The sequence below is a fragment of the Edaphosphingomonas haloaromaticamans genome (assembly GCF_001853345.1).
GTDB lineage: Bacteria > Pseudomonadota > Alphaproteobacteria > Sphingomonadales > Sphingomonadaceae > Sphingomonas_E > Sphingomonas_E fennica.
The window spans coordinates 4,070,365-4,088,923 of the sequence record NZ_MIPT01000001.1; the positions used below are offsets into that span (position 1 = coordinate 4,070,365).

Below are 18,559 nucleotides of genomic sequence, written 5' to 3' on the forward strand. Positions count from 1 at the left end.
AGCTACGAATTCACCGCCGCCGTTCCCGAAGCCGTCAGCTCGCCCGCCCCGGTGATCTGGCCCGAAGGCTGCAAGCAGGCTTCCTCCAGCCGGCAGTCGGCGGGCGGACGCGCGCGCTATTCCTTCGAATTCACCTGCGACCGGGCGATCCGCACCACCGATGTGATCCAGGCGCCGTGGAAGGTCGATGGCGCCAGCTTCGTCACCAACATCATGGGCGCGCAGGTCGATCGCAGCCTGACCGGCGATGAAAAAGGCGTCGCCGTGCCCATCGGCGAAACCGCCGCCACCGATCGCCCCGTCATGGAGATCGCGCGCGAATTCCTGGCGCAGGGCGTGCTGCACATCTGGCTGGGATGGGATCACCTCGCCTTCGTGCTCTGCCTGTGCCTGCTGGCGCGCGGCCGCGAACTGATCGGGCTGGTGACGGCCTTCACCCTCGGCCACTCCGTCTCGCTGGCCATGGCCTTCTTCGAACTGGTCAACATCCCCATCCCCCCAGTGGAGGCCGCGATCGCGCTGTCGATCGCCTTCATGGCGCGCGAGGCGCTGCACGCCAGCGGCCATATCCCCTCCCCCAGCGCGCTCCGCCGGCACATGACGGTGGTGTCGCTGTTCGGCCTGCTCCACGGCCTCGGCTTCGCCAGCGCCCTCGGGGAACTCGGCGTGTCGCGCGGCGAACGGGTGCCGAGCCTCATCTTCTTCAACATCGGGGTCGAGGCCGGCCAGCTCATCTTCGTGGCGGCCGTCACCGCGATCATGGCGGGGCTGCGCACCGTCTCGCTCAGCCAGCCGGTCCGCAGGGCGGCGCTCTACGGAGTCGGCACGCNCGGCGCCTTCTGGATGGTGGAGCGCGCGACCGGCTTCGGCCTCGCCTGACCGCCTTTCGCCCATTCCCCAGTTCGGCAGGAGCAGATGCACATTTCCGGTTTCCTGAAAATGGCCTCGCCCGCGGCCATGGCGCTGGCGATCGGCCTCGGCGGATCGCCGGCCGTCGCAGCGGAGGCGGCCCCCCCGCAGGAAAGCGCCGAAGCCATCGTGGTCTGGGGCCGCGCCCAGGCGCAGATCGGCATCGCCACCGCCGGATCGCAGGGCGTCGTCGGCTATGCCGATTTGGAGAAGCGGCCGATATTGCGCGTGGGCGAGCTGGTCGAAACCGTGCCCGGCGTCATCGCCACCCAGCATTCCGGCACGGGCAAGGCCAACCAATATTTCCTGCGCGGCTTCAACCTCGATCATGGCACCGATTTCGCCGGCTTCGTCGATGGCATGCCGGTGAACATGCGCACCCACGGCCATGGCCAGGGCTATCTCGACTATAATTTCCTGATCCCCGAGCTGGTCGAGCGCGTCGATTACGCCAAAGGCCCCTATTCGGTGGACGCGGGGGATTTCAGCGCGGCGGGCACAGTGCGCTTTTCCACCTATCGCCAGCTCGCCCGCCCCTTCGTGGAGATCACGGCAGGCTCGAACGATTATTATCGCGGCCTCGCCGCCCTCAGCATGGATGACGATGCCGGCGGAACCACGCTGGTCGGCATCGAAGGGCTCGCCTCGCGCGGGCCGTGGGTGCTGGACGAGAACCACCGCAAGGCCAACCTGCTCGCCAAATACAGCCGGGACGACTGGTCGGTGACGGCGATGGCCTATCATGCCCGCTGGAATTCGACGGACCAGATCCCGCTCCGCGCCGTGGAGGACGGGTCAATCCCCCGGCTCGGCTATATCGATCCCGATCTCGGCGGCCGGACGACCCGGCTCTCGCTGTCCGGCGATGCCGAGATCGGCGACGGCACCTCGGTCAATGCCTATGCCATCTACTATCAGATGCGGCTGACGTCGAACTTCACCTATTTCGCCGCCGATCCGGTGAACGGGGACGAATTCCAGCAGCGCGACAAGCGGGGCATCTTCGGCGGCGCCATCCGCCATCATTGGGATGGCGCGACGGCCGGCATCCCCACTATCTTCCGCCTGGGCGCGGACACGCGCTACGACCTGATCGGCCGAGTGGGGCTGTATCCCAGCGTCGACGGCCGCCGCCGCGATCCGATCCGCCAGGACAAGGTCGATGAATATAGCGTCAGCGGCTATGGCGAGGCGGAGCTGGCGCTTGGCGGCGGCGTGCGCGCCATCCTCGGCCTGCGCGGCGATTTCTACGGCTATGATGTCGATGCCGACATCTCCGCCAACAGCGGCTTGGGCACCGACGCGCAGCTCAGCCCCAAGGTCGCGCTGGCCTGGGCGGCGGCGAAGGGACTGGAATTCTATGCCAATTACGGCGAGTCCTTCCACAGCAACGATGCGCGCGGCGCCGCGATCAGCATCGATTCGGCGACCGGCGATCCGGTCGACAGCGTCGACCTCCTCGTCCGCGCGCGCGGCGCGGAAATCGGCGCCCGCGTCGAAGGCGCCCGCTTCAACGCCTCGCTGGTCGGCTTCTGGCTGAAGCTCGGATCGGAACTGGTGTTCGTCGGCGATGCCGGCACCACCGAGCCCAATGACGCATCGAAGCGGCTGGGCATGGAATTCAACGCCTTCTGGCGCCCCGTCGATGCCGTCAGCTTCGATCTTTCCGCCGCCTACACCCGCGCCCGCTTCAGCGGCACGCCCTCGGCGGTGGATCGCATTCCGGGATCGGTGGGCTTCGTGCTCGGCGCGGGGGCGGCGATCGATCTCGGCGACGGGCTGTCCGCGGCGCTGCGCGTCCGTCATTTCGGCAAGGCCCCGCTGATCGAGGACGGAACCGTGAAATCGCAGCCGACGACCCTCGTCAACCTCGGCGGCTACAAGGCGCTGGGGCCCTGGCGGATCGGCGTGGACATCTACAACCTGTTCAACGCCCGCGACGCGGACATCACCTATTTCTACGAATCCCGGCTCGCAAACGAGGCGGAGCCGGTGGAGGACATCCATTTCCATCCCGTCGAGCCGCGCCAGTTCCGCGTCTCGCTGCGCCGCAGCTTCTGATCGGATCGGCATGGCGGCCGCCCTTCCCCCGCCCGATTTCACCGCCGCCCGCGCGGCGCTGGCGGCAGGCGACCTCAACGGCTGCGCCGGGATCGCGGCGGCGGCCGTCCAGTCGCATCCCCACCTCACCGAAGGGCATTTCCTGTTCGCGATGGCGCTCGGCGAAGGCGGGCGGATCGCGGCCGCGTTGCAGGCGATCGACAGGGCCACGGATCTGGCGGCCGACAACCCCGAATATCAGGCCCAGCGCGCCCGGCTGCTCACCCTCGCCCGGCGCGAGGCGGAGGCGCGGGCAGCGGCGGATCGGGCGGCGGCCTCGGCCGGCGCGGCGGACGCCCGCACGCTGGACACGATCGGCTGCGTCTATGCGCGGCTCGGCGATCATGCCGCTGCCCTTCCCCTGTTCGAAACCGCCGTGGCCATGGCGCCCGATAATGCCGAATATCGCTTCAACCTCGCCGCCGCTTACGGCTTCTTCGATCGCAAGGCGGATGCCGAGGCGCAATATGAGGCCATCCTCCGGCGCGATCCCGCCCACGGCCGCGCCCATTTCGGGCTGGCGGGGCTCCGGCGGCAGACGCCCGCCGCCAACCATGTCGAACGGCTGGAACGGGCGCTCGACGCCGCGCGCGATCCGCTCGATCGGCTGCGCATCCATTATGCGGCGGCCAAGGAATATCAGGATATCGGCGAACATGACGCCGCCTTCCGCCATCTCGACACCGGCAATCGCGCGCACAAGGCGCGGACCGGCTTTTCGATCGATGCCGACGCGCGCAACGCCTTCGCCATCCGCACCGCGTTCGACCGCTCCGGCTATTTCACGGGCGCAAGCAGGGTGGAGGACGCGCCGATCTTCGTGACGGGCCTGCCGCGCACCGGCACCACGCTGGTCGATCGCATCCTTTCCTCCCACCCGGAAATCGCTTCCGCCGGGGAGCTTCAGGCCATGCCGCTCGCGATCAAGCGCCTGGCGAAAACGCCGTCGCGGCTGGTGCTGGACATGGAGACGATCCTGGCCGCGGCCGGCCTCTCCCCCGATGCCGTGGGGCGGGACTATATCGACCGCGCCCGCCAGCATGAGGGCGCCCGCCACGGCCGCTTCGTGGACAAGCTGCCCCTCAACTTCCTCTATATCGGCTATATCGCCCGCGCGCTGCCCAATGCCCGGATCGTCTGCCTCCGGCGCAACCCGATGGACAGCATCTGGAGCAATTTCAAGAATCTGTTCGCCACGACATCGGCCTATTACGGCTATTCCTACGATCTCGTCGATTGCGCGCGCTTCTATCTGCTGTTCGATCAGCTCATCGCTTACTGGCGGGCAAAGCTGCCGGGCCGCGTGCTCGAATTCAGCTATGAAGGGCTGATCGACGATCAGGAGGGCCAGACCCGGCGGCTGCTCGATCATTGCGGGCTGCAATGGGACCCCGCCTGCCTGGATTTCCATGCCAATACCGCCCCCGTGGCCACCCCCAGCGCCGCGCAGGTGCGCCGGCCCCTCTATCGCGACGGCATCGGCCAGTGGCGCGCCTATGAACGCCACCTGGCGCCGGCGCGCGATTTCCTGATCCGCCAGGGCATCGCCATAGACTGAAATCCGGCTGCGGGAGGCGCGCGCCGCGCGCGCCGGCCAGCCCTATCTCCCCTCCCCAAAAAAGCGGCCGCTCCGTGGGGCTGGAGCGGCCGCGAGGTTGAAGGGGAATGCTTGCGCGGTCAGAAGCGGAAGCGCGTCTCGATACCCACGGTGCGCGGGCGCACCACGGCATGCGAGTAATAACGAAGCGCCACGCCGTCATTGACGCCGATCTGCTCGGTCGACTGGCCCACCGAGGTAACGGCGTAATTGTCGAAGATGTTGTTGGCGAACAGGCTCACCTCCCAATCGTCCATGCCATAGGTGATCGAGGCGCGATGCAGCGTGTAGGAGGGCAGCTTCTCGCCGAAGCCCCGCGCGCCGATCCGCGTCACCACATTGCCGCGATAGACGGCCGTCCAGTTGAGCTTGAGATCGGCGCCGCTGTCGAACGGCACGGTATAGGTGGCACCGATCGTGCCCGCATTCTTGGGCGTGCCGGGCAGGCGGTCTCCCGGCTCGCCATCGAAGCGCCCGTGATGGGTGGTCACGATCACGCCGGGCGCGACATCCGTCAGGTGCACGTCATTGTAGGAATAGGTGCCGCTGATCTCCAGCGCGGAGACCGGCCGGCCTGTGAAGCTCAGCTCCACGCCCTTCGACACCGCCTTGGCGCCGTTCACCGTGATGCCGAGCGCGCCGTTCACCGTCTGGCTGCCCACCTGGATGCCGTCCCAGTCGATATGATAGCCGGCGACCGATCCGACCAGGCGCCTGTCGAACAGCGAGAAGCGGACGCCGATTTCCTTGTTCTTGGTCTTGTCGGGACCGTAGATCAGCTCGTCCGGCAGCGCGCAGACATTCTGCCCCGGCTCGAGCGGCAGCACGCAGGGCGGGTGGCGGTTGACGCCGCCGATGCGATAGCCGGTGCTATAGGTCGCATAGACCATCAGATCGTCGGTGAACTTGTAGGAGGTGTTGACCTTCCACACCGTGCCGCTGTCGCTGGTATCGCCCGAACGCACGCGGCTGGGATCGAACTGGATCGCCGGATAGGGCGTGCGCCGCCGCCCGCCGCCCGTCAGCGGCAGATCGGTGCCGCCCGTCACCTCGGCCTCATATTTGAAGTAGCGGATACCGCCCGTGACCTGCCATTTCGGCGTGATCTCGAACGTCGCCTCGCCGAACACCGCCTTTTCCTTGGTCTTGGAATTGACGAAGGAGATATATTCGAGGTCGTCGGGCCGGTAATCGATGCCGGCCCAGGCGGTGTAGCCCGGCACATATTCGTTGCGCCACTGGCTGGTGCGGAAATTGTTGTAGAAGCCGCCGATCACCCAGCTCAGCGGGCCGCCATGGGCGGAAACGAAGCGCACCTCCTGGTTGAACTGCTTATATTTGTTCTCCGATGGCGCGTAGGAGGAGAAGCCGGGGAACAGCTCATAATCATAATCGAGGTCCAGCAGCAGATCGGTATTGTCGGTATTCCCCGTCACCTTCTGCCGGGTGAGCGCGGTGGACGTCACGAGCTGCGCGAAATCGAACAGGTTGGCGTTGATCTCCAGCGAAACGAGATGCGCCTCGCGCCGCGACGGCTCCAGATAGCGGGATGCCCGCTCATATTTTCCGGTGCCCAGCACGCCCGCGCTGTTGGACTGGTAGCCGTCCGTCTTGGAAAGCTGGTAGGCGTAGGTCAGGAACGCCTTCAGATCTTCCGAGGTCTGCACCAGCAGCGTGTTGCGGGTGGTGAAGGTGCGCTCGAAATCCGCATCCTTGTGCCGCTCGAAATTCTCGGCCTGCTGCGCCGGCGTGCCGAGATCGAGGCCGCCCGGCTGCGGCAGCGATATGCCAGGCTGCTTCAGGACATAATTATAGTCGATGAACCCCGGCTCGAAATAATAGCCGAACACCGATCGCAGCGCCACGTGATCCTGGACGATCGGCACGTTGAACGCGGCATCCCCGATATAGCCGATATCGTCGCTGTGCGCGACGGTGGAGGCGCGAAGATGGGCATAGCCTTCCACGTCGTTCACGTTCGGGCGCTTCGGCATGTAGCGGATCGCCCCCGCCAGCGTGCCCGAACCGTAAAGCGTGCCCTGCGGCCCCAGCAGCACCTCGACCCGATCGATATCGATCAGCTTGAAGTCGAGATACATGGGCACTTCGCCCAGATAGGTGGCCACCGAATTTTCGGTGTTGCTGCCGCCGATGCCGGTATCGTTCGCGGAAAGGCCGCGCAGCACGATCTTGCTGGCGCTGCGCGCGCCGGTATCGAGCACCGTCACGCCCGGCGTGAAGTTGGCGAGGTTGCGGATATCGGTGATGCTCTGGGCTTCGAGCTGCTCGGCGCCGACGGCGGTGATGTTGATCGGCGCGTCCTGCACCGAAACCGAACGACGCGTGCCGGTGACGATGATGTCGTCGGCGGTGTTGGCCGCCGCCGCGGCTTCGGCCGCCTCGGCGGCATGGGCGATGCAAGGCAACAGGCCACCCAGCGCGGTCGCCGACATCAAGGCGAGGCTGGTGAGAGATCGGCGCTTCATATTACCCCCTTCTTTTTGGTTCTCGTGCCGCCAGCATCCGATGCCCCCGGCGGCCCGCTTCTGACGGTGCCGCGCGACCCGGCGCGCGATGGTGGCGCGCATCCGACCCGGAGCATGAAAAGGGTATGAGGGGCGCCGGGCCGGCCCTATGGGGCGTTTGACGTAGGGCCGGAATTGACATCAAGCATTTGATATTTAGCCATATTATGGCGAGTAACATGCATGCAATTGGCCGCGCGGCGCATGCGGTGCTATGACGTCGGCACCCCGGCGATACAGATCGGGAAAGATGCAGGAGATCAGGATGCGAAATCACATCATGGCGGCATGCGCGTTTGCATGCCTGCCCGCCATGGCCATGGCCGCGCAGAATCCCTTCGCCGCCCCAAGCGCCACGGTGCGCACGGACGGCCTCGATCTTGCGAGTCCCGATGGCCAGCGCCGGCTCGACGCCCGCCTCGCCGATGCCGCGGAGGCGGTGTGCGGCCGATCGGTCAGCCACATCCATCTCGCGATGGCGAAGAAGGCCAGCCAGTGCCGGGCCGAGGTGATCGCCGAAGGCCGCGCCCGCCTCGCCGCCGATCGCTCCACGGAGCTGCGCGGCACCGATTGAAGCCAGCGGCCCGCACACGGGGAAGCGGCGTCCGGCCGCTATCCCGCCAGCATCTCCGCCGTGATCGGCAGTGAGCGGATGCGCTTGCCGGTCGCGGCGTGGATCGCGTTGGCCAGCGCCGGAATCACAGGCGGCAGCGCCGGTTCGCCCAGCCCGCTCGGCGGATTGTCGGTAATCACCCATTCCACTACGATCTCGGGCACTTCGCCGATGCGCGGGATCGGCGCGTCGTGGAAATTCTCCTGCGTCACAGCGCCCGCGACCTGGGTGATCGCCTGCCCCGACAGCGCATAGCCCAGCCCCTCGATCACCGATCCCTGCACCTGGTTGATCGCGTTCACGGGGTTGACGATCTGGCTGCCGACGTCGCCCGCCACCCAGACCTTCGCGACGCGCGCCTCGCCTTCGGCCGATACGGCCACGTCCACGATCTCCGCGAAATAGCCCATATGGCTGAAGTAGAAGCCGAAGCCCCGGCCGCGTCCCTCGGGCAGCCGCGCGCCCTTGCCCCAGCCCGCCATGGCGCACACCTTGTCGATCACGCCGCGCGCGCGGCCGGTGTTGAGCGCGGGCGCGTTGGGCAGCCAGGGCAGGTCGCGCGGTTCGCCCAGCAGCTCGATCATCAGATCGGGCAACGTCTTGCCGGCGGCGACGGCCACCTCGTCCAGGAAGGACTGGAAGACGAAGCCCAGCGCGTTCGAACCCGGCGCGCGCAGCCAGCCGGTCGGCAGGTTGGTCGCCAGCAGCGACTGGCCATAAGCTAGATTGGGCACGCAGCCGGCCGGAAATTCGAACGGGCTCATCTGCGCGGAACGGATGGGCTTGCCGTCCTGGCCGAAGGTGATGAAATGATCGGTGAAGCCGGTCAGCCGGCCCCGCCCGTCGATCGCGGCGGCGAAGCGGTGCCAGCCGCCGGGACGATAGAAATCGCGCCGCACGTCATCGGTGCGGGCATAAAGCAGCTTCACCGGCGTGCCGGGCACCTGCGCGGCGATGGCGGCGGCGCGGACCATATAATCGTTCATCAGCCGCCGGCCGAAGCCGCCGCCCGATCGCGTCATGTTGATGCGGATCGCCTCGGGCGGGACGCCCAGCGCCTCGGCCACCAGCTTGCGGCCGGGCTCGGGATTCTGCGTGGGCGCCCAGATCTCGACCTTGCCGTCCTTCACCAGCGCCGTGCAGTTCTGCGGCTCCAGCGTGCCATGGGCGAGGAAGGGATAGCTGTAATCGGCCCGCACCACCCTGGCGGCGGCGGCGAAGGCCGCCTCGACGTCGCCATGGCGGGCAAGCTCGGCATCGGGCTTGGCGCCCATCCTCGCTGCGGCCTCGGCCGCATAGCCATCGGTGGAAAAGCCTTCAAGGCCGGCCGTGTCCCATTGCAGGTCCAGCGCCTGCCGCGCGCGATCGGCCACCCACCAGCTTTCGGCCAGCACCGCCACGCCGTCGTAGAGCGATTCCGCCTGGCCGTTGCCCTTGATGACGATCACATGGCGCACGCCCGGCATCTTGCGGACCTCGTCCAGATTGCCCGCCCTGAAGGTGCCGCCGAACACGGGGCATACCTCCAGCGCAGCGTGCAGCAGCCCCGGCATCGCGACATCGATGCCGTAAAGCGGCTTGCCCGCGACGATCGCCGGCACATCCACCCCGCCTATGGACGTGCCGATGATGCGGAACGCCGCCGGGTCCTTCAGCTTCACATTTTCGGGGTCGATCGGCGGCAGCGCCGCGGCCTCGGCGGCGAGATCGGCATAGCGCGCCGTGCGGCCGCTCGCCTCGTGCGTCACCACGCCGCCCGCCGTCGCGAGGCCCGCCGGATCGACGCCCCATTTCCGCGCCGCCGCCTGCACCAGCAGGCTGCGCGCGGTGGCGCCCACCCTGCGCATCGGCAGCCAGTTGACGGGCGTCGCGCGGCTGCCGCCGGCAACCTGCGGGCCGAACAGCTTTTCCGCGGCATGGGTCTGCTCGATGCGGACCTGCGCCCAGTCGACATCCAGTTCCTCGGCGATCAGCATCGGCAGCATCGTCTTCACGCCCTGCCCGATCTCCGGATTCTTGGCGCCGATGGTGATGCTGTTGTCGGCGGCGATGCGGATGAACGCATTGAGGGCGACGGGCGCCTCCCCCGCCGTCCCGGCCAGCGCCACGCGCGCGTCGATGGCCAGCGCGCCGCCGGTAAGCAAGGTCGCCTTCAGGAAGGAACGGCGTTCGATCGCGATGTCAGGCACCGGCGCCTCCCGCCCCGGCCGCCTGCCGGATCGCGGCGCGGATGCGCAGATAGGTGGAGCAGCGGCAGAGATTGCCGGCCATCGCCCCATCGATATCCTCGTCGCCGGGATGAGGCGTGGCAGCGAGCAGCGCGGTGGCGCTCATGATCTGCCCCGCCTGGCAATAGCCGCATTGCGGCACGTCGAGCGCGATCCAGGCATCGGTCACGCGGCGCCCGGCGTCGGTGGTCGCGACCGCCTCGATGGTGACGATCTTCATCGCGGCGGCATCGGCGATCGTCGTCTGGCAGGATCGGATCGCGGCCCCGTCGGCATGGACGGTGCAGGCACCGCACAGGCCCGCGCCACAGCCGAACTTGGTGCCCCTGAGGCCCAGATCCTCGCGCAGCGCCCAGAGCAACGGCTTTTCCGGATCGGCATCGATCGTGCGCGCCTGCCCGTTGATGTTGAGGGTGATCGTCATGAAGCCTCGCGCCTCCCGTGCGCCGCGCACAGACCTATCCGGCCCCGCCATAGACCAGCAAGTCCTTCGGCGCGCCGCATCTGCGGATCAGATCGTTCACCACCTGGCGGCGATGCGCGAGCAGCGGCACGTCGGTCAGCGGGCGGGCGCGGATCGCGCGCACCTCCTCGCCGGTGAACGGTTCCGCCCCGTGCGGGGCGGAGCCCTCGCCGAGGTCGAAGGCGACGAAATTGAGCACGGCGGCCAGCCGCGCATCGTCCAGCAGCGCGCGAGCGACGTTGGGAACGCGCACGATATATTCGCGCCCTTCCGGCGTGCAGAGGAACCACCCCGCCCGCCCGCGCAGCACCGGCACCGATTTCGGCGGCGAAAGGCCGGTCGTGCCGTGGCAGCCGCCGCAGCGGAGGAGGAACTGGCTTTGCGCGGGATTGAGCACCGGGGCGCCCGCCGTGCCGCTGTCCGCATGGCCGGCCGCCACGCCCGCCAGCCCGATCGCCACCGCCGCGGCGAGAGCCAGCGGCCGCGGGATCACGGCACGATCCCCGCAGTGGCCAGTCGTCCGCGCTCCTCGCCCACCTTGGCGGCCGCCAGCTTCGGCGCGGCACGGACGGCCGCCACCTCGGCCGGGGTGAACGGCCGGGCCTTGGCCCTGGCGCCGGCGGTGGAGATATAGGTCAGGATGTCCGCCAGATCCTTGTCGGCCAGGCGGGCATAAGGAAGCATCGCGCCGCTCAGCGGCTTGCCGTCCACCATGATCCGTCCGGTCTGGCCGTGGAGCAGGACGGCGATCAGGTATCGCCGCCCATCCTCGCTGGCCGCCACCTTGTCCATCCGGCCCGCGAGCCGGGGATAGACGCCGGGCACGCCCTGCGCGGCGGATTGGTGGCACATCTGGCAATTGGCCTTGTAGGCCTGCGGCACCGCCTGCGCATATGCTGCCGCCGGCGACAGCAGCAGGGCAACGGCCGCGATCCAGGCCCGTAACATCAGCTCGCCACCCCGACCAATGCGGCCGTCGAGCAATGATAGGCCATGGAGGATGTGCCGAAGCACCAGATGATCTCGTTATTCCCCGATGGCCGGTAGGCGGGCGTCGCCTCCTCCGTATTGTCGCAGCGGCAGCGGCCGCAGCCGCTGGTGCCGCAGCAGTCGCGATAGGCGATCAGGTAGAGCCGCTTGTCGTCCGGGTTGAGGCAGGTGCCGACCCAGGAGGTGAGCGACGGCTGCGTGCCCGGCGGGCACATGCTGGTCGTGCCGCCGCAGCAGGTGCAGAGCGATCCGTCGATGGCGCAATAGCGCCAGTAATTGCACTCGGTATCGTCCTTGGTCTGCGCCTTCTTCTGGAAATCGCTGCGCGTGTCGGGCTCCGCCGGCTCGGCGGCATGCGCCTTCATCCGATCGACCGGCAGCAGCGGAAAGAGCGGCGCCGCGACGAGCGCCGTTCCCACGCGCGATATCATGCTCCGCCGCGAGGTGCGGCCGGCCAGCCTGCGGGCAAGCTTCTCGCCGATGCCGTCCATGTCCGATATCTTCATGGCACTATCCCCCGTTCGTTCACTTGCCGCCGCCGGCATGCATGCGGACGACCTTCTCGTCGCCCGCCGCGCCGCGTTCGCGCAGATAGTCCTGGGCCGATGCGAAGCCGGTCTCCCCCGCCACGATCAGGCTCTCCAGATGCTCCCGGCTGTTGACGAGGCCCTTGGCCACGATGCTGCCGGCCGCGCTCACCAGCGCCGCCGTGGGAAGCTTGCCCACCTGATAGGCCAGCCCGATCTGCGGGCTCAGCGCGAAATCGAACCCTTCCATGCGATGGCGCCGGGCCATGGCGGCATAATCCTCCGCATTGCCGTCGCCCACGAACACCAGCCGCAGCTTCTCCGCGCGGGCCAACACCATCGCGATGGGGATGATCTTCTTGCAGATCGGGCAATCGGGCGCGACGAACAGCAGCAACGATGCCTGCCCCGAAGCGTCCGGCCCGCCGACATTGACGATCCCGCCCGCCAGGCCGGGAGCCGCGATCACCGGCGCCAGGTCGCCGGCCTTGGGGCCGCCGTCCGTCACCAGCGCGCCCATCGGCGCGATCCGTTCGTGCAGCACGCCGATCTGGCGGGCGAGCGCCACGACCGCGACCACCAGAAGTGCCACCACGATCCACAGCAGGAATGTCGATGCGATCAGCATGATCAATAGGCTCCGTTGGGCGCGCCGGTGGATCGCGGCGCGAAGGAATGGAGAATGGCGATGGCGCGGAACAGCGCGTAGACGCCCGCGCCCGCCACGATCGCCAGCAGCCGCGCCGGCAGGCCCGCCACCGGCCCGGCCACGATCCCGCCCAGCAGGATGCCGGCAAGCGCGACGTTGCGCGCAACCATGGGCCAGCCGATCGGCCGGGGCCGGCCGCGCGGATCGCAGCCGCAATCGATATGGCGCCGGCCGCGCAGCAGGTTGACGGCGATGGCCGCCGCGAAGGCCAGCAGCAGCCCCGCGCCGGCGATCACGCCCGCGGCACCGCCAAGGCCGGTGACGATCAGGATCGCCACGGCCAGCTCGGCAGCCGGCAGCAACGCCGCCACGCCGCCCATCAACGGACCAGGCACCAGCCGATAGCCGGCGAGCGCAACCAGCCAGTCGTCGCGGGCGGCAAGCTTGGCCAGCGCGCCCGCCGCCAGCATCGCCGCGATCGCCGATGCGGCGGCCAGGTGGCCGATCGCCAACAGGGCGGATGCGTCCATGACGCGATCAGAAACCCGTGACCTGGATCATCCCCGGCCGGCGGATCTCGCTCATCTGGCGGACGATCCTGCCATTTTCCGGGTCCATCACCCAAAGCCAGTCGCCCTCGCCCGCCACATAGAGCAACGGCTTCTCGTCCTGGCTCACGCCGACGACGCGGCCGGCGGTGGGCACGCGGAACCGCCCCTTCACCTGCCGGGTGGCGACGTCGATCGCCCACAGCTCGGTGCCTTCCGCCTTCTGCGTCCAGGGCTTGCCTTCATGCATGAGGGCGAACAGCGTGCCGCTCGCCATGTGGATCGCAAACGGCCGCCGCCCGCCGGGCCGCCAGGTCTTGTGCTGCGGCTCGGTCGTCGCCGGGGAAAGCCCGGCCGCCGCCTGCAGGCTCCACGGCTCGCCGAACACGGGCTCGCCCCCCAGCTTCACCGGGTGGACGAGGCCGTTATAGGTGATGAACCAGGCTTGGCCCGTCTTGCGATCGACCAGGCTCTCCTCGAACACGGGGTCGGTCTCGGCCTCGAAGAATGGCTGGCTCTGCCGGATCGTGCCCTTCGCCTTCGCATCCACCGTCACCGTCGCCAGCGAACCGTCGGCGCAGAGCGAGGCGAAGCCCTCGTCGCGATAGGGGAAGATCAGGCCGCAGCCCGGCACCTCGATGGTGGAGAGGAACTTCTTCTTCTCCAGGTCCACAACCTGCACCGAGGTCGCCGGCTCGAGGTTGAAGACATAGCCGCGCGTGCCGCTCGCGCTGATCGAGAAGAAGGGCATGCGCCCCGATGCGATCAGCCGGCCGGGCAGCTTGATCTCGTTCACCAGCTTCAGGCTGGCGCTGTCATAGACGGAAACGAGGTCGACCCGCTCGCCGCGATTGTCCCGCGACCAATAGCTTTCGGAGACATAATAATGGCCGTTGTCCGGCGCGACGGCGAGCACGCCGGCCCGGCCGCCATGGATCGTCCCTTCCACCTTCGCCGTGTCGCCATCGATGATGGTGAAGCCTTCGCCGGCGGCGATGTAGAGGCGGTGCGCGCCCGCCGGGCCGAGCATCAGCGTGCCGCTGGTCTCGGCCTCCAATATCGGCGGCGGTGACGATGCGGGCGCGGGCGGCGGCGTATCGGCGGCCGATGCGATGCCCGCCCAGGCGATGCCGGCGGCGCAGGCGCCTCCCCTCAGCCACGATCCGAACTGCAGCCCCATATCCCGTTCCCCACAGGTTGATCGATGGGCGGCAGCATTGGATTGCGGCGATTTGCCGGGCCATGGGGCGTTTGACGTAGGGGCCGCGCCGCCCGCCCGATGCTAGCTCCGGCACGGCTCCCCTGGCGGGACGATTCCGTCCGCGCCGGTGCCTGGGGCCGATGGCAAGAACAGGGAGGTCGCGGCGTGGGACTATCGAGGAAACTCGGCATCATCGCCTTGTCGGCGGCGGCGGGCATCGCATCGCTCGCCATCGCGCAGAGCACGGAAAAGCGGTTCGCGCCCGAGATCGAGGCCAAGCTCGACAAGCTGACGCCCGAGCAGGCGAAATTCCTCCGTTCGAAGGAAACCGATCGATTCGTTTCCGTGGAAGGCGAGCTGGAGCGCCGGCTGGCGGCCAAGTCGCCGGAGGAGATCCAGGCCTATGTCGCCGCGATGATGGAGGTGATCGAGGCGAGCAAGTTCAACCCCAAGACCGACCTGGCGTCGATCCCCCTCAACCCGGAGGCCAAAAGCTTCAACAGCTGGAAGGTGCTGCGCCCGGCGGAGCTCGATCCGAAACGCGAACCCGGCCCCTTCTCGCTCAGCCGCTATGTCGAAGGGCGCAGCGGCATCCCCACCTTCTTCGGCCTGCCCGTGGCGCTGCGGCCGGACGACCTGACCGCCGGCAAGGTCGATATCGCCATGGTCGGCATCCCGCTCAACATGGGTTCGGGCACGCGCGGCGCGCATCTCGGCCCCACCGCCATGCGCACCGTCCGCATGGGCGCCGGCAACGACATGTATACGATGACGTCGCCGCGCGCCGTGCTCAACATGGTCGATTATGGCGACGTCGCCGTCGACAATATGAGCACCGAGCGATCGATGGGCCATGTGCGCGAACAGGTGGCCTCCATCGCGAAGACGGGCGCCATCCCCTTCATCGTCGGCGGCGACCACAGCCTTGCCTATTCGGACATCGCCGGCGTCACCGACGTGCTGGGCAAGGGCAAGGTCAGCGTCATCCACTTCGATTCGCATTATGATGCGGGTCGCGGCCGCGCCCATCTGATCGATCATGGCCAGCCGGTCTACCGGCTCATCAAGGAGGGCCATGTCGCCGGCCGCGATTACATCCAGGTCGGCCTGCGCGCGCAATCGCCCGATATCGAGACCTTCGAATGGATGCGCGAACAGGGCTTCCGCTACCATACGATGGTGGAGGTGGAGAAATCCGGCTGGGACGTGGTGGTCAGCCGCGTGCTCAAGGAAGCCAAGGAAAACGGCAAGCGCGTGTTCGTGTCGTTCGACATCGACGTGCTCGACCCCGCTTACATGGTCGGCACCGGCACGCCGGTTCCCGACGGCCTCACCATGCGCGAGGTGGTGCCGCTGATCCGCCGCATCTGCGCCGAGACCGACCTTGCCGGCTTCGAGCTGGTGGAGCTCGATCCGACGATGGACCCCACCTACCGCTCCGCCCAGAACAGCGCCTACATCATGCACGCCTGCATGGCCGGCATGGCGATCCGCAAGAAAGGCATCACCCAGGAACATTATCTGAGCCCGCTCAGCTCCGAATGGCAGAAGCCCGCGGAAAAGAAGGGGCGCCAGAAGCCCACGACCTGATCCGAAATCCAGCGTGGACCTGGGGGCGGCATCGCAGGATGTCGCCCCTTCTTATTATATATCAGTATCTTACCCTGCTACGTCAATCGCCCCATATCGGCCCGGCTCCGCCGCCCCTAGCGTCCCGCCCCGACAGGATTTCTTTTGCCGGGGGCTGGATCATGAGGCTGAAACGGATCGTTATCGGAATGCTGCTGGCGGGCGTGGCGATCACCGCGACCGTGGCCGCCGGATCGGACAAGGTGGCCCCGCCCGCCTGGCTGGAAGCCAAGATCGCGAAGCTGCCCAAGGAGAAGCGCGATTTCCTCCTTTCCGAGAAGGCGGAGGGCATGGCCGGTTCCTACGACAAGCTGTTCCAGCGCCTCGAGAAAAAGAGCCCGGCGGAGATCGAGGCCTATATCGACGGCATGCTCGCCGTGGTGGAGGCGAACAAGTTCCATCCCGACACCGACATGGCGTCGATCCCGCTCAATACCGAATCGCCCATGTTCAACGGCTGGAAGACGATGCGCCCGCGCACGATGGACCCGAAGCGGGAACCGGGCCCCTTCAGCCTCAGCTATTACATGAACGGCCGTGGCGGGGGCGTCTATGGCGGCGGCATCGCCACCTTCGCGGGCGCGCCGGTCGCCATCTATCCGGAGGATCTCGTTGCCGGGAAGGTGGACGTCGCGATCGTCGGCGCGCCGCTGGACATGGGATCGGGCTATCGCGGCGCCAAGTCCGGCCCATCGGCGCTCCGCAACCAATATGGCGCGGGCGGGATCGACATGTTCACCATGGTCGATCCGTCGAAGGAGCTGAACATCGTCGATTATGGCGACATCGCCGTCGACAATATGAGCACCGAGCGCACCGTCCACCATGTGCGCGAGCGCGTTGCCGAGATCGCCCGCACCGGCGCCATCCCCTTCATCGTCGGCGGCGATCACAGCCTGGAATATTCAGACGTGGCGGGCCTGGCCGACGTCCACGGCAAAGGCAGCTTCGGCGTCGTCCACTTCGATTCCCACTTCGATGCCGGCCAGGGCGGCGTCCACTTCATCACCCATGGCGCGCCCGTCTATCGCGCGGTGAAGGAAGGCCATGTCCTCGGCCGGAACTATATCCAGGTCGGCCTGCGCGGGCCGTGGCCGGAGGCGGAGGGCTTCGAATGGATGCGCAACAACGGCGTGCGCTACCATGCGATGCCGGAAATCGAGAAGAATGGCTGGCAGGCGACGATGGAGCGCGCGCTCAAGGAAGCGCGCGAAAGCGGCAAGAAGATCTTCATCAGCTTTGACGTCGACGTGCTCGATCCCGCCTTCGCGCCCGGCACCGGCACGCCCGTTCCCGGCGGCCTCACCATGCGCGAGGCGCTGCCGATCGTCCGCCGGCTGTGCGCGGAGAACGAGCTGGTCGGCTTCGAGATCGTCGAGGTGGCGCCCCAGCTCGATTCCACATACCGCACCGCGCTCAACGCCAATTTCGTGATGCACGCCTGTCTCACCGGCGTCGCGATGCGCAAGAAGGGCATCACCCAGGCCGGCTATCTTTCCGACCTCACGACCGAGCATCAGCAGCCCTCGGCCGGCCAGAAGGGCGAGCGCGACGGCAAGGTGGAAAAGGTCGATCCCGATTATGGCTGGCGGCCGAAGAAGCGCCCGACCACCTGACCGGCGGGGCGAGGTTCTCCCGCCCCATACGTCAAATGCCCCATGTCGATGCGTCCGTGTCCCCCGCACAACCATCGGCATGGAGCATGGCCGATCCGCAGATGCCGTCATTCATCCGCTGGCGCCGCCGCCATCGGCGCAGCGCCAGCAGGCGGCACTGCAACGGGTGGATGGCGAGGCGCGCATCGCCTTCGCCGCGCGCGGCGTGGCGGATCTCTACCAGCGCGCGCCCTGCCGGCTGCTGTTCCCCGATGTCGCCGCGGGCGATTTCCCGCAGGCCGTATCGATCACCACCAGCGGCGGCCTCACCGGCGGCGATCGCGTCGCGCTCGATATCCGGGTCGAGCCCCATGGCCGCGGCACCGTCACCACCCAGGCGGCGGAGAAACTCTATCGCGTGCGGCCGGGCGATCCCGACATCCGCATCGAGACGCGGATCGAAATCGCCGAGGCCGGGCGCTGCGAATGGCTGGCGCAGGAAGCGATCCTGTTCGATCGCACGCGGATGCGCCGGCGCCTGCATGCCCATCTGGCGGAGGATGCCCGGCTGCTCGCGGTCGAAACCATGCTGTTCGGCCGCGCCGCGATGGGCGAGCAGTTCACCCGGGGCCTCGTCCATGACGAATGGCGCATCTGGCGGGCCGGCCGGCTGCTGTGGGCGGACGCGCTGCACATCGCCGGGGATTTCGCCGCCACCGCCGATGCGCCGTTCGGCTTCGGCGGCGCGCGCGCGATCGCGACGCTGGCCTATGCCGGCCCCGATGCCGCCTGCCACCTCGATCTCGCCCGCGATCTCGCCGGCGCGCCGGATGGCGGCGCCACCTGCCTCGACGGCCTGCTCATCCTCCGCCTGATCGACCGGGACGCGCGGGCCTTGCGGGATCGCGTGATCCGCGCGACCGCCGCGCTGCGCGCCGCCACGCTGGGCCTGCCCCCGCGCCTTCCCGCCGTCTGGTATTGCTGA

At 68.0% G+C, this 18,559-nt stretch carries 16 protein-coding genes; 7 read left to right on the forward strand and 9 right to left on the reverse strand.

The window, feature by feature from the left end; genetic code table 11:
• Nucleotides 1-303 precede the first annotated feature (303 nt).
• Genes BHE75_RS25385 through BHE75_RS18875 form a run of 3 tightly spaced genes read left to right on the forward strand, consistent with a single transcriptional unit; the run spans nt 304 to nt 4,567 of the window.
• Entirely contained in the window at nt 304-879 is a 576-nt protein-coding gene (locus BHE75_RS25385) for a HupE/UreJ family protein (protein WP_438830633.1), read from the forward strand.
• A gap of 36 nt (nt 880-915) precedes the next feature.
• Nucleotides 916-2,970 carry a TonB-dependent receptor gene (locus BHE75_RS18870; protein ID WP_084653361.1) on the forward strand — a complete coding sequence of 685 codons (2,055 nt, stop codon included), beginning with the start codon at nt 916-918 and terminating at the stop codon, nt 2,968-2,970.
• A gap of 10 nt (nt 2,971-2,980) precedes the next feature.
• Entirely contained in the window at nt 2,981-4,567 is a 1,587-nt protein-coding gene (locus BHE75_RS18875; protein WP_070934804.1) for a tetratricopeptide repeat-containing sulfotransferase family protein, read from the forward strand.
• A gap of 119 nt (nt 4,568-4,686) precedes the next feature.
• Here the strand turns inward: BHE75_RS18875 and BHE75_RS18880 are convergent, their stop codons facing one another.
• Nucleotides 4,687-7,092: a TonB-dependent receptor gene (locus tag BHE75_RS18880; RefSeq protein WP_070934805.1), complete on the reverse strand. Its 2,406-nt coding sequence runs from the start codon at nt 7,090-7,092 to the stop codon at nt 4,687-4,689.
• A 304-nt stretch (nt 7,093-7,396) separates the two neighbouring features.
• Between BHE75_RS18880 and BHE75_RS18885 the strand changes: the two genes are divergently transcribed.
• Nucleotides 7,397-7,705, forward strand: coding sequence for a UrcA family protein (locus BHE75_RS18885; RefSeq protein ID WP_191225227.1), 309 nt, complete (start codon nt 7,397-7,399; stop codon nt 7,703-7,705).
• 38 nt (nt 7,706-7,743) lie between these two features.
• On the opposite strand, the gene BHE75_RS18890 is transcribed toward BHE75_RS18885, so the two are convergent.
• The 8 genes from BHE75_RS18890 to BHE75_RS18925 are packed head-to-tail and all read right to left on the reverse strand — an operon-like array spanning nt 7,744 to nt 14,329.
• Nucleotides 7,744-9,933: a xanthine dehydrogenase family protein molybdopterin-binding subunit gene (locus BHE75_RS18890; RefSeq protein ID WP_070934807.1), complete on the reverse strand. Its 2,190-nt coding sequence runs from the start codon at nt 9,931-9,933 to the stop codon at nt 7,744-7,746.
• Nucleotides 9,926-10,396: a (2Fe-2S)-binding protein gene (locus BHE75_RS18895; RefSeq protein ID WP_015458195.1), complete on the reverse strand. Its 471-nt coding sequence runs from the start codon at nt 10,394-10,396 to the stop codon at nt 9,926-9,928. The genes BHE75_RS18890 and BHE75_RS18895 overlap by 8 nt, the downstream gene beginning before the upstream one ends.
• A gap of 34 nt (nt 10,397-10,430) precedes the next feature.
• Entirely contained in the window at nt 10,431-10,928 is a 498-nt protein-coding gene (locus tag BHE75_RS18900; RefSeq protein ID WP_070934808.1) for a hypothetical protein, read from the reverse strand.
• Nucleotides 10,925-11,383 carry a c-type cytochrome gene (locus tag BHE75_RS18905; protein WP_070934809.1) on the reverse strand — a complete coding sequence of 153 codons (459 nt, stop codon included), beginning with the start codon at nt 11,381-11,383 and terminating at the stop codon, nt 10,925-10,927. The genes BHE75_RS18900 and BHE75_RS18905 overlap by 4 nt, the downstream gene beginning before the upstream one ends.
• The gene (gene mauA, locus BHE75_RS18910; protein WP_070934810.1) at nt 11,383-11,931 is read right to left on the reverse strand and encodes a methylamine dehydrogenase (amicyanin) small subunit; all 549 of its coding nucleotides are present in this window, start codon (nt 11,929-11,931) and stop codon (nt 11,383-11,385) included. The genes BHE75_RS18905 and mauA overlap by 1 nt, the downstream gene beginning before the upstream one ends.
• Before the next feature lie 19 nt (nt 11,932-11,950).
• Entirely contained in the window at nt 11,951-12,580 is a 630-nt protein-coding gene (gene mauD, locus BHE75_RS18915; protein WP_015458199.1) for a methylamine dehydrogenase accessory protein MauD, read from the reverse strand.
• A gap of 2 nt (nt 12,581-12,582) precedes the next feature.
• The gene (locus BHE75_RS18920) at nt 12,583-13,131 is read right to left on the reverse strand and encodes a MauE/DoxX family redox-associated membrane protein (RefSeq protein WP_070934811.1); all 549 of its coding nucleotides are present in this window, start codon (nt 13,129-13,131) and stop codon (nt 12,583-12,585) included.
• 7 nt (nt 13,132-13,138) lie between these two features.
• Nucleotides 13,139-14,329, reverse strand: a complete 1,191-nt coding sequence (locus BHE75_RS18925) for an amine dehydrogenase large subunit (protein WP_084653365.1) — start codon at nt 14,327-14,329, stop codon at nt 13,139-13,141.
• A gap of 186 nt (nt 14,330-14,515) precedes the next feature.
• On the opposite strand from BHE75_RS18925, the gene BHE75_RS18930 reads away from it, so the two are divergent.
• From BHE75_RS18930 to BHE75_RS18940, 3 genes are all read left to right on the forward strand, one after another.
• Nucleotides 14,516-15,940, forward strand: a complete 1,425-nt coding sequence (locus tag BHE75_RS18930) for an agmatinase family protein (RefSeq protein ID WP_070934812.1) — start codon at nt 14,516-14,518, stop codon at nt 15,938-15,940.
• A gap of 161 nt (nt 15,941-16,101) precedes the next feature.
• Complete coding sequence (locus BHE75_RS18935) at nt 16,102-17,595, forward strand: agmatinase family protein (RefSeq protein WP_084653368.1); 1,494 nt, start codon at nt 16,102-16,104, stop codon at nt 17,593-17,595.
• 79 nt (nt 17,596-17,674) lie between these two features.
• Nucleotides 17,675-18,559: an urease accessory protein UreD gene (locus BHE75_RS18940; protein WP_070934813.1), complete on the forward strand. Its 885-nt coding sequence runs from the start codon at nt 17,675-17,677 to the stop codon at nt 18,557-18,559.

Coding starts and splice junctions, on each gene's coding strand:
- mauA (WP_070934810.1), bottom strand. CDS start 11,931: ATGAAGATATCGGACATGGACGGCATCGGCGAGAAGCTTGCCCGCAGG.
- BHE75_RS18885 (WP_191225227.1), top strand. CDS start 7,397: ATGCGAAATCACATCATGGCGGCATGCGCGTTTGCATGCCTGCCCGCC.
- BHE75_RS18925 (WP_084653365.1), bottom strand. CDS start 14,329: ATGGGGCTGCAGTTCGGATCGTGGCTGAGGGGAGGCGCCTGCGCCGCC.
- BHE75_RS18920 (WP_070934811.1), bottom strand. CDS start 13,131: ATGGACGCATCCGCCCTGTTGGCGATCGGCCACCTGGCCGCCGCATCG.
- BHE75_RS18870 (WP_084653361.1), top strand. CDS start 916: ATGCACATTTCCGGTTTCCTGAAAATGGCCTCGCCCGCGGCCATGGCG.
- BHE75_RS18880 (WP_070934805.1), bottom strand. CDS start 7,092: ATGAAGCGCCGATCTCTCACCAGCCTCGCCTTGATGTCGGCGACCGCG.
- BHE75_RS18905 (WP_070934809.1), bottom strand. CDS start 11,383: ATGTTACGGGCCTGGATCGCGGCCGTTGCCCTGCTGCTGTCGCCGGCG.
- BHE75_RS18895 (WP_015458195.1), bottom strand. CDS start 10,396: ATGACGATCACCCTCAACATCAACGGGCAGGCGCGCACGATCGATGCC.
- BHE75_RS18940 (WP_070934813.1), top strand. CDS start 17,675: ATGGAGCATGGCCGATCCGCAGATGCCGTCATTCATCCGCTGGCGCCG.
- BHE75_RS18935 (WP_084653368.1), top strand. CDS start 16,102: ATGAGGCTGAAACGGATCGTTATCGGAATGCTGCTGGCGGGCGTGGCG.
- mauD (WP_015458199.1), bottom strand. CDS start 12,580: ATGCTGATCGCATCGACATTCCTGCTGTGGATCGTGGTGGCACTTCTG.
- BHE75_RS18875 (WP_070934804.1), top strand. CDS start 2,981: ATGGCGGCCGCCCTTCCCCCGCCCGATTTCACCGCCGCCCGCGCGGCG.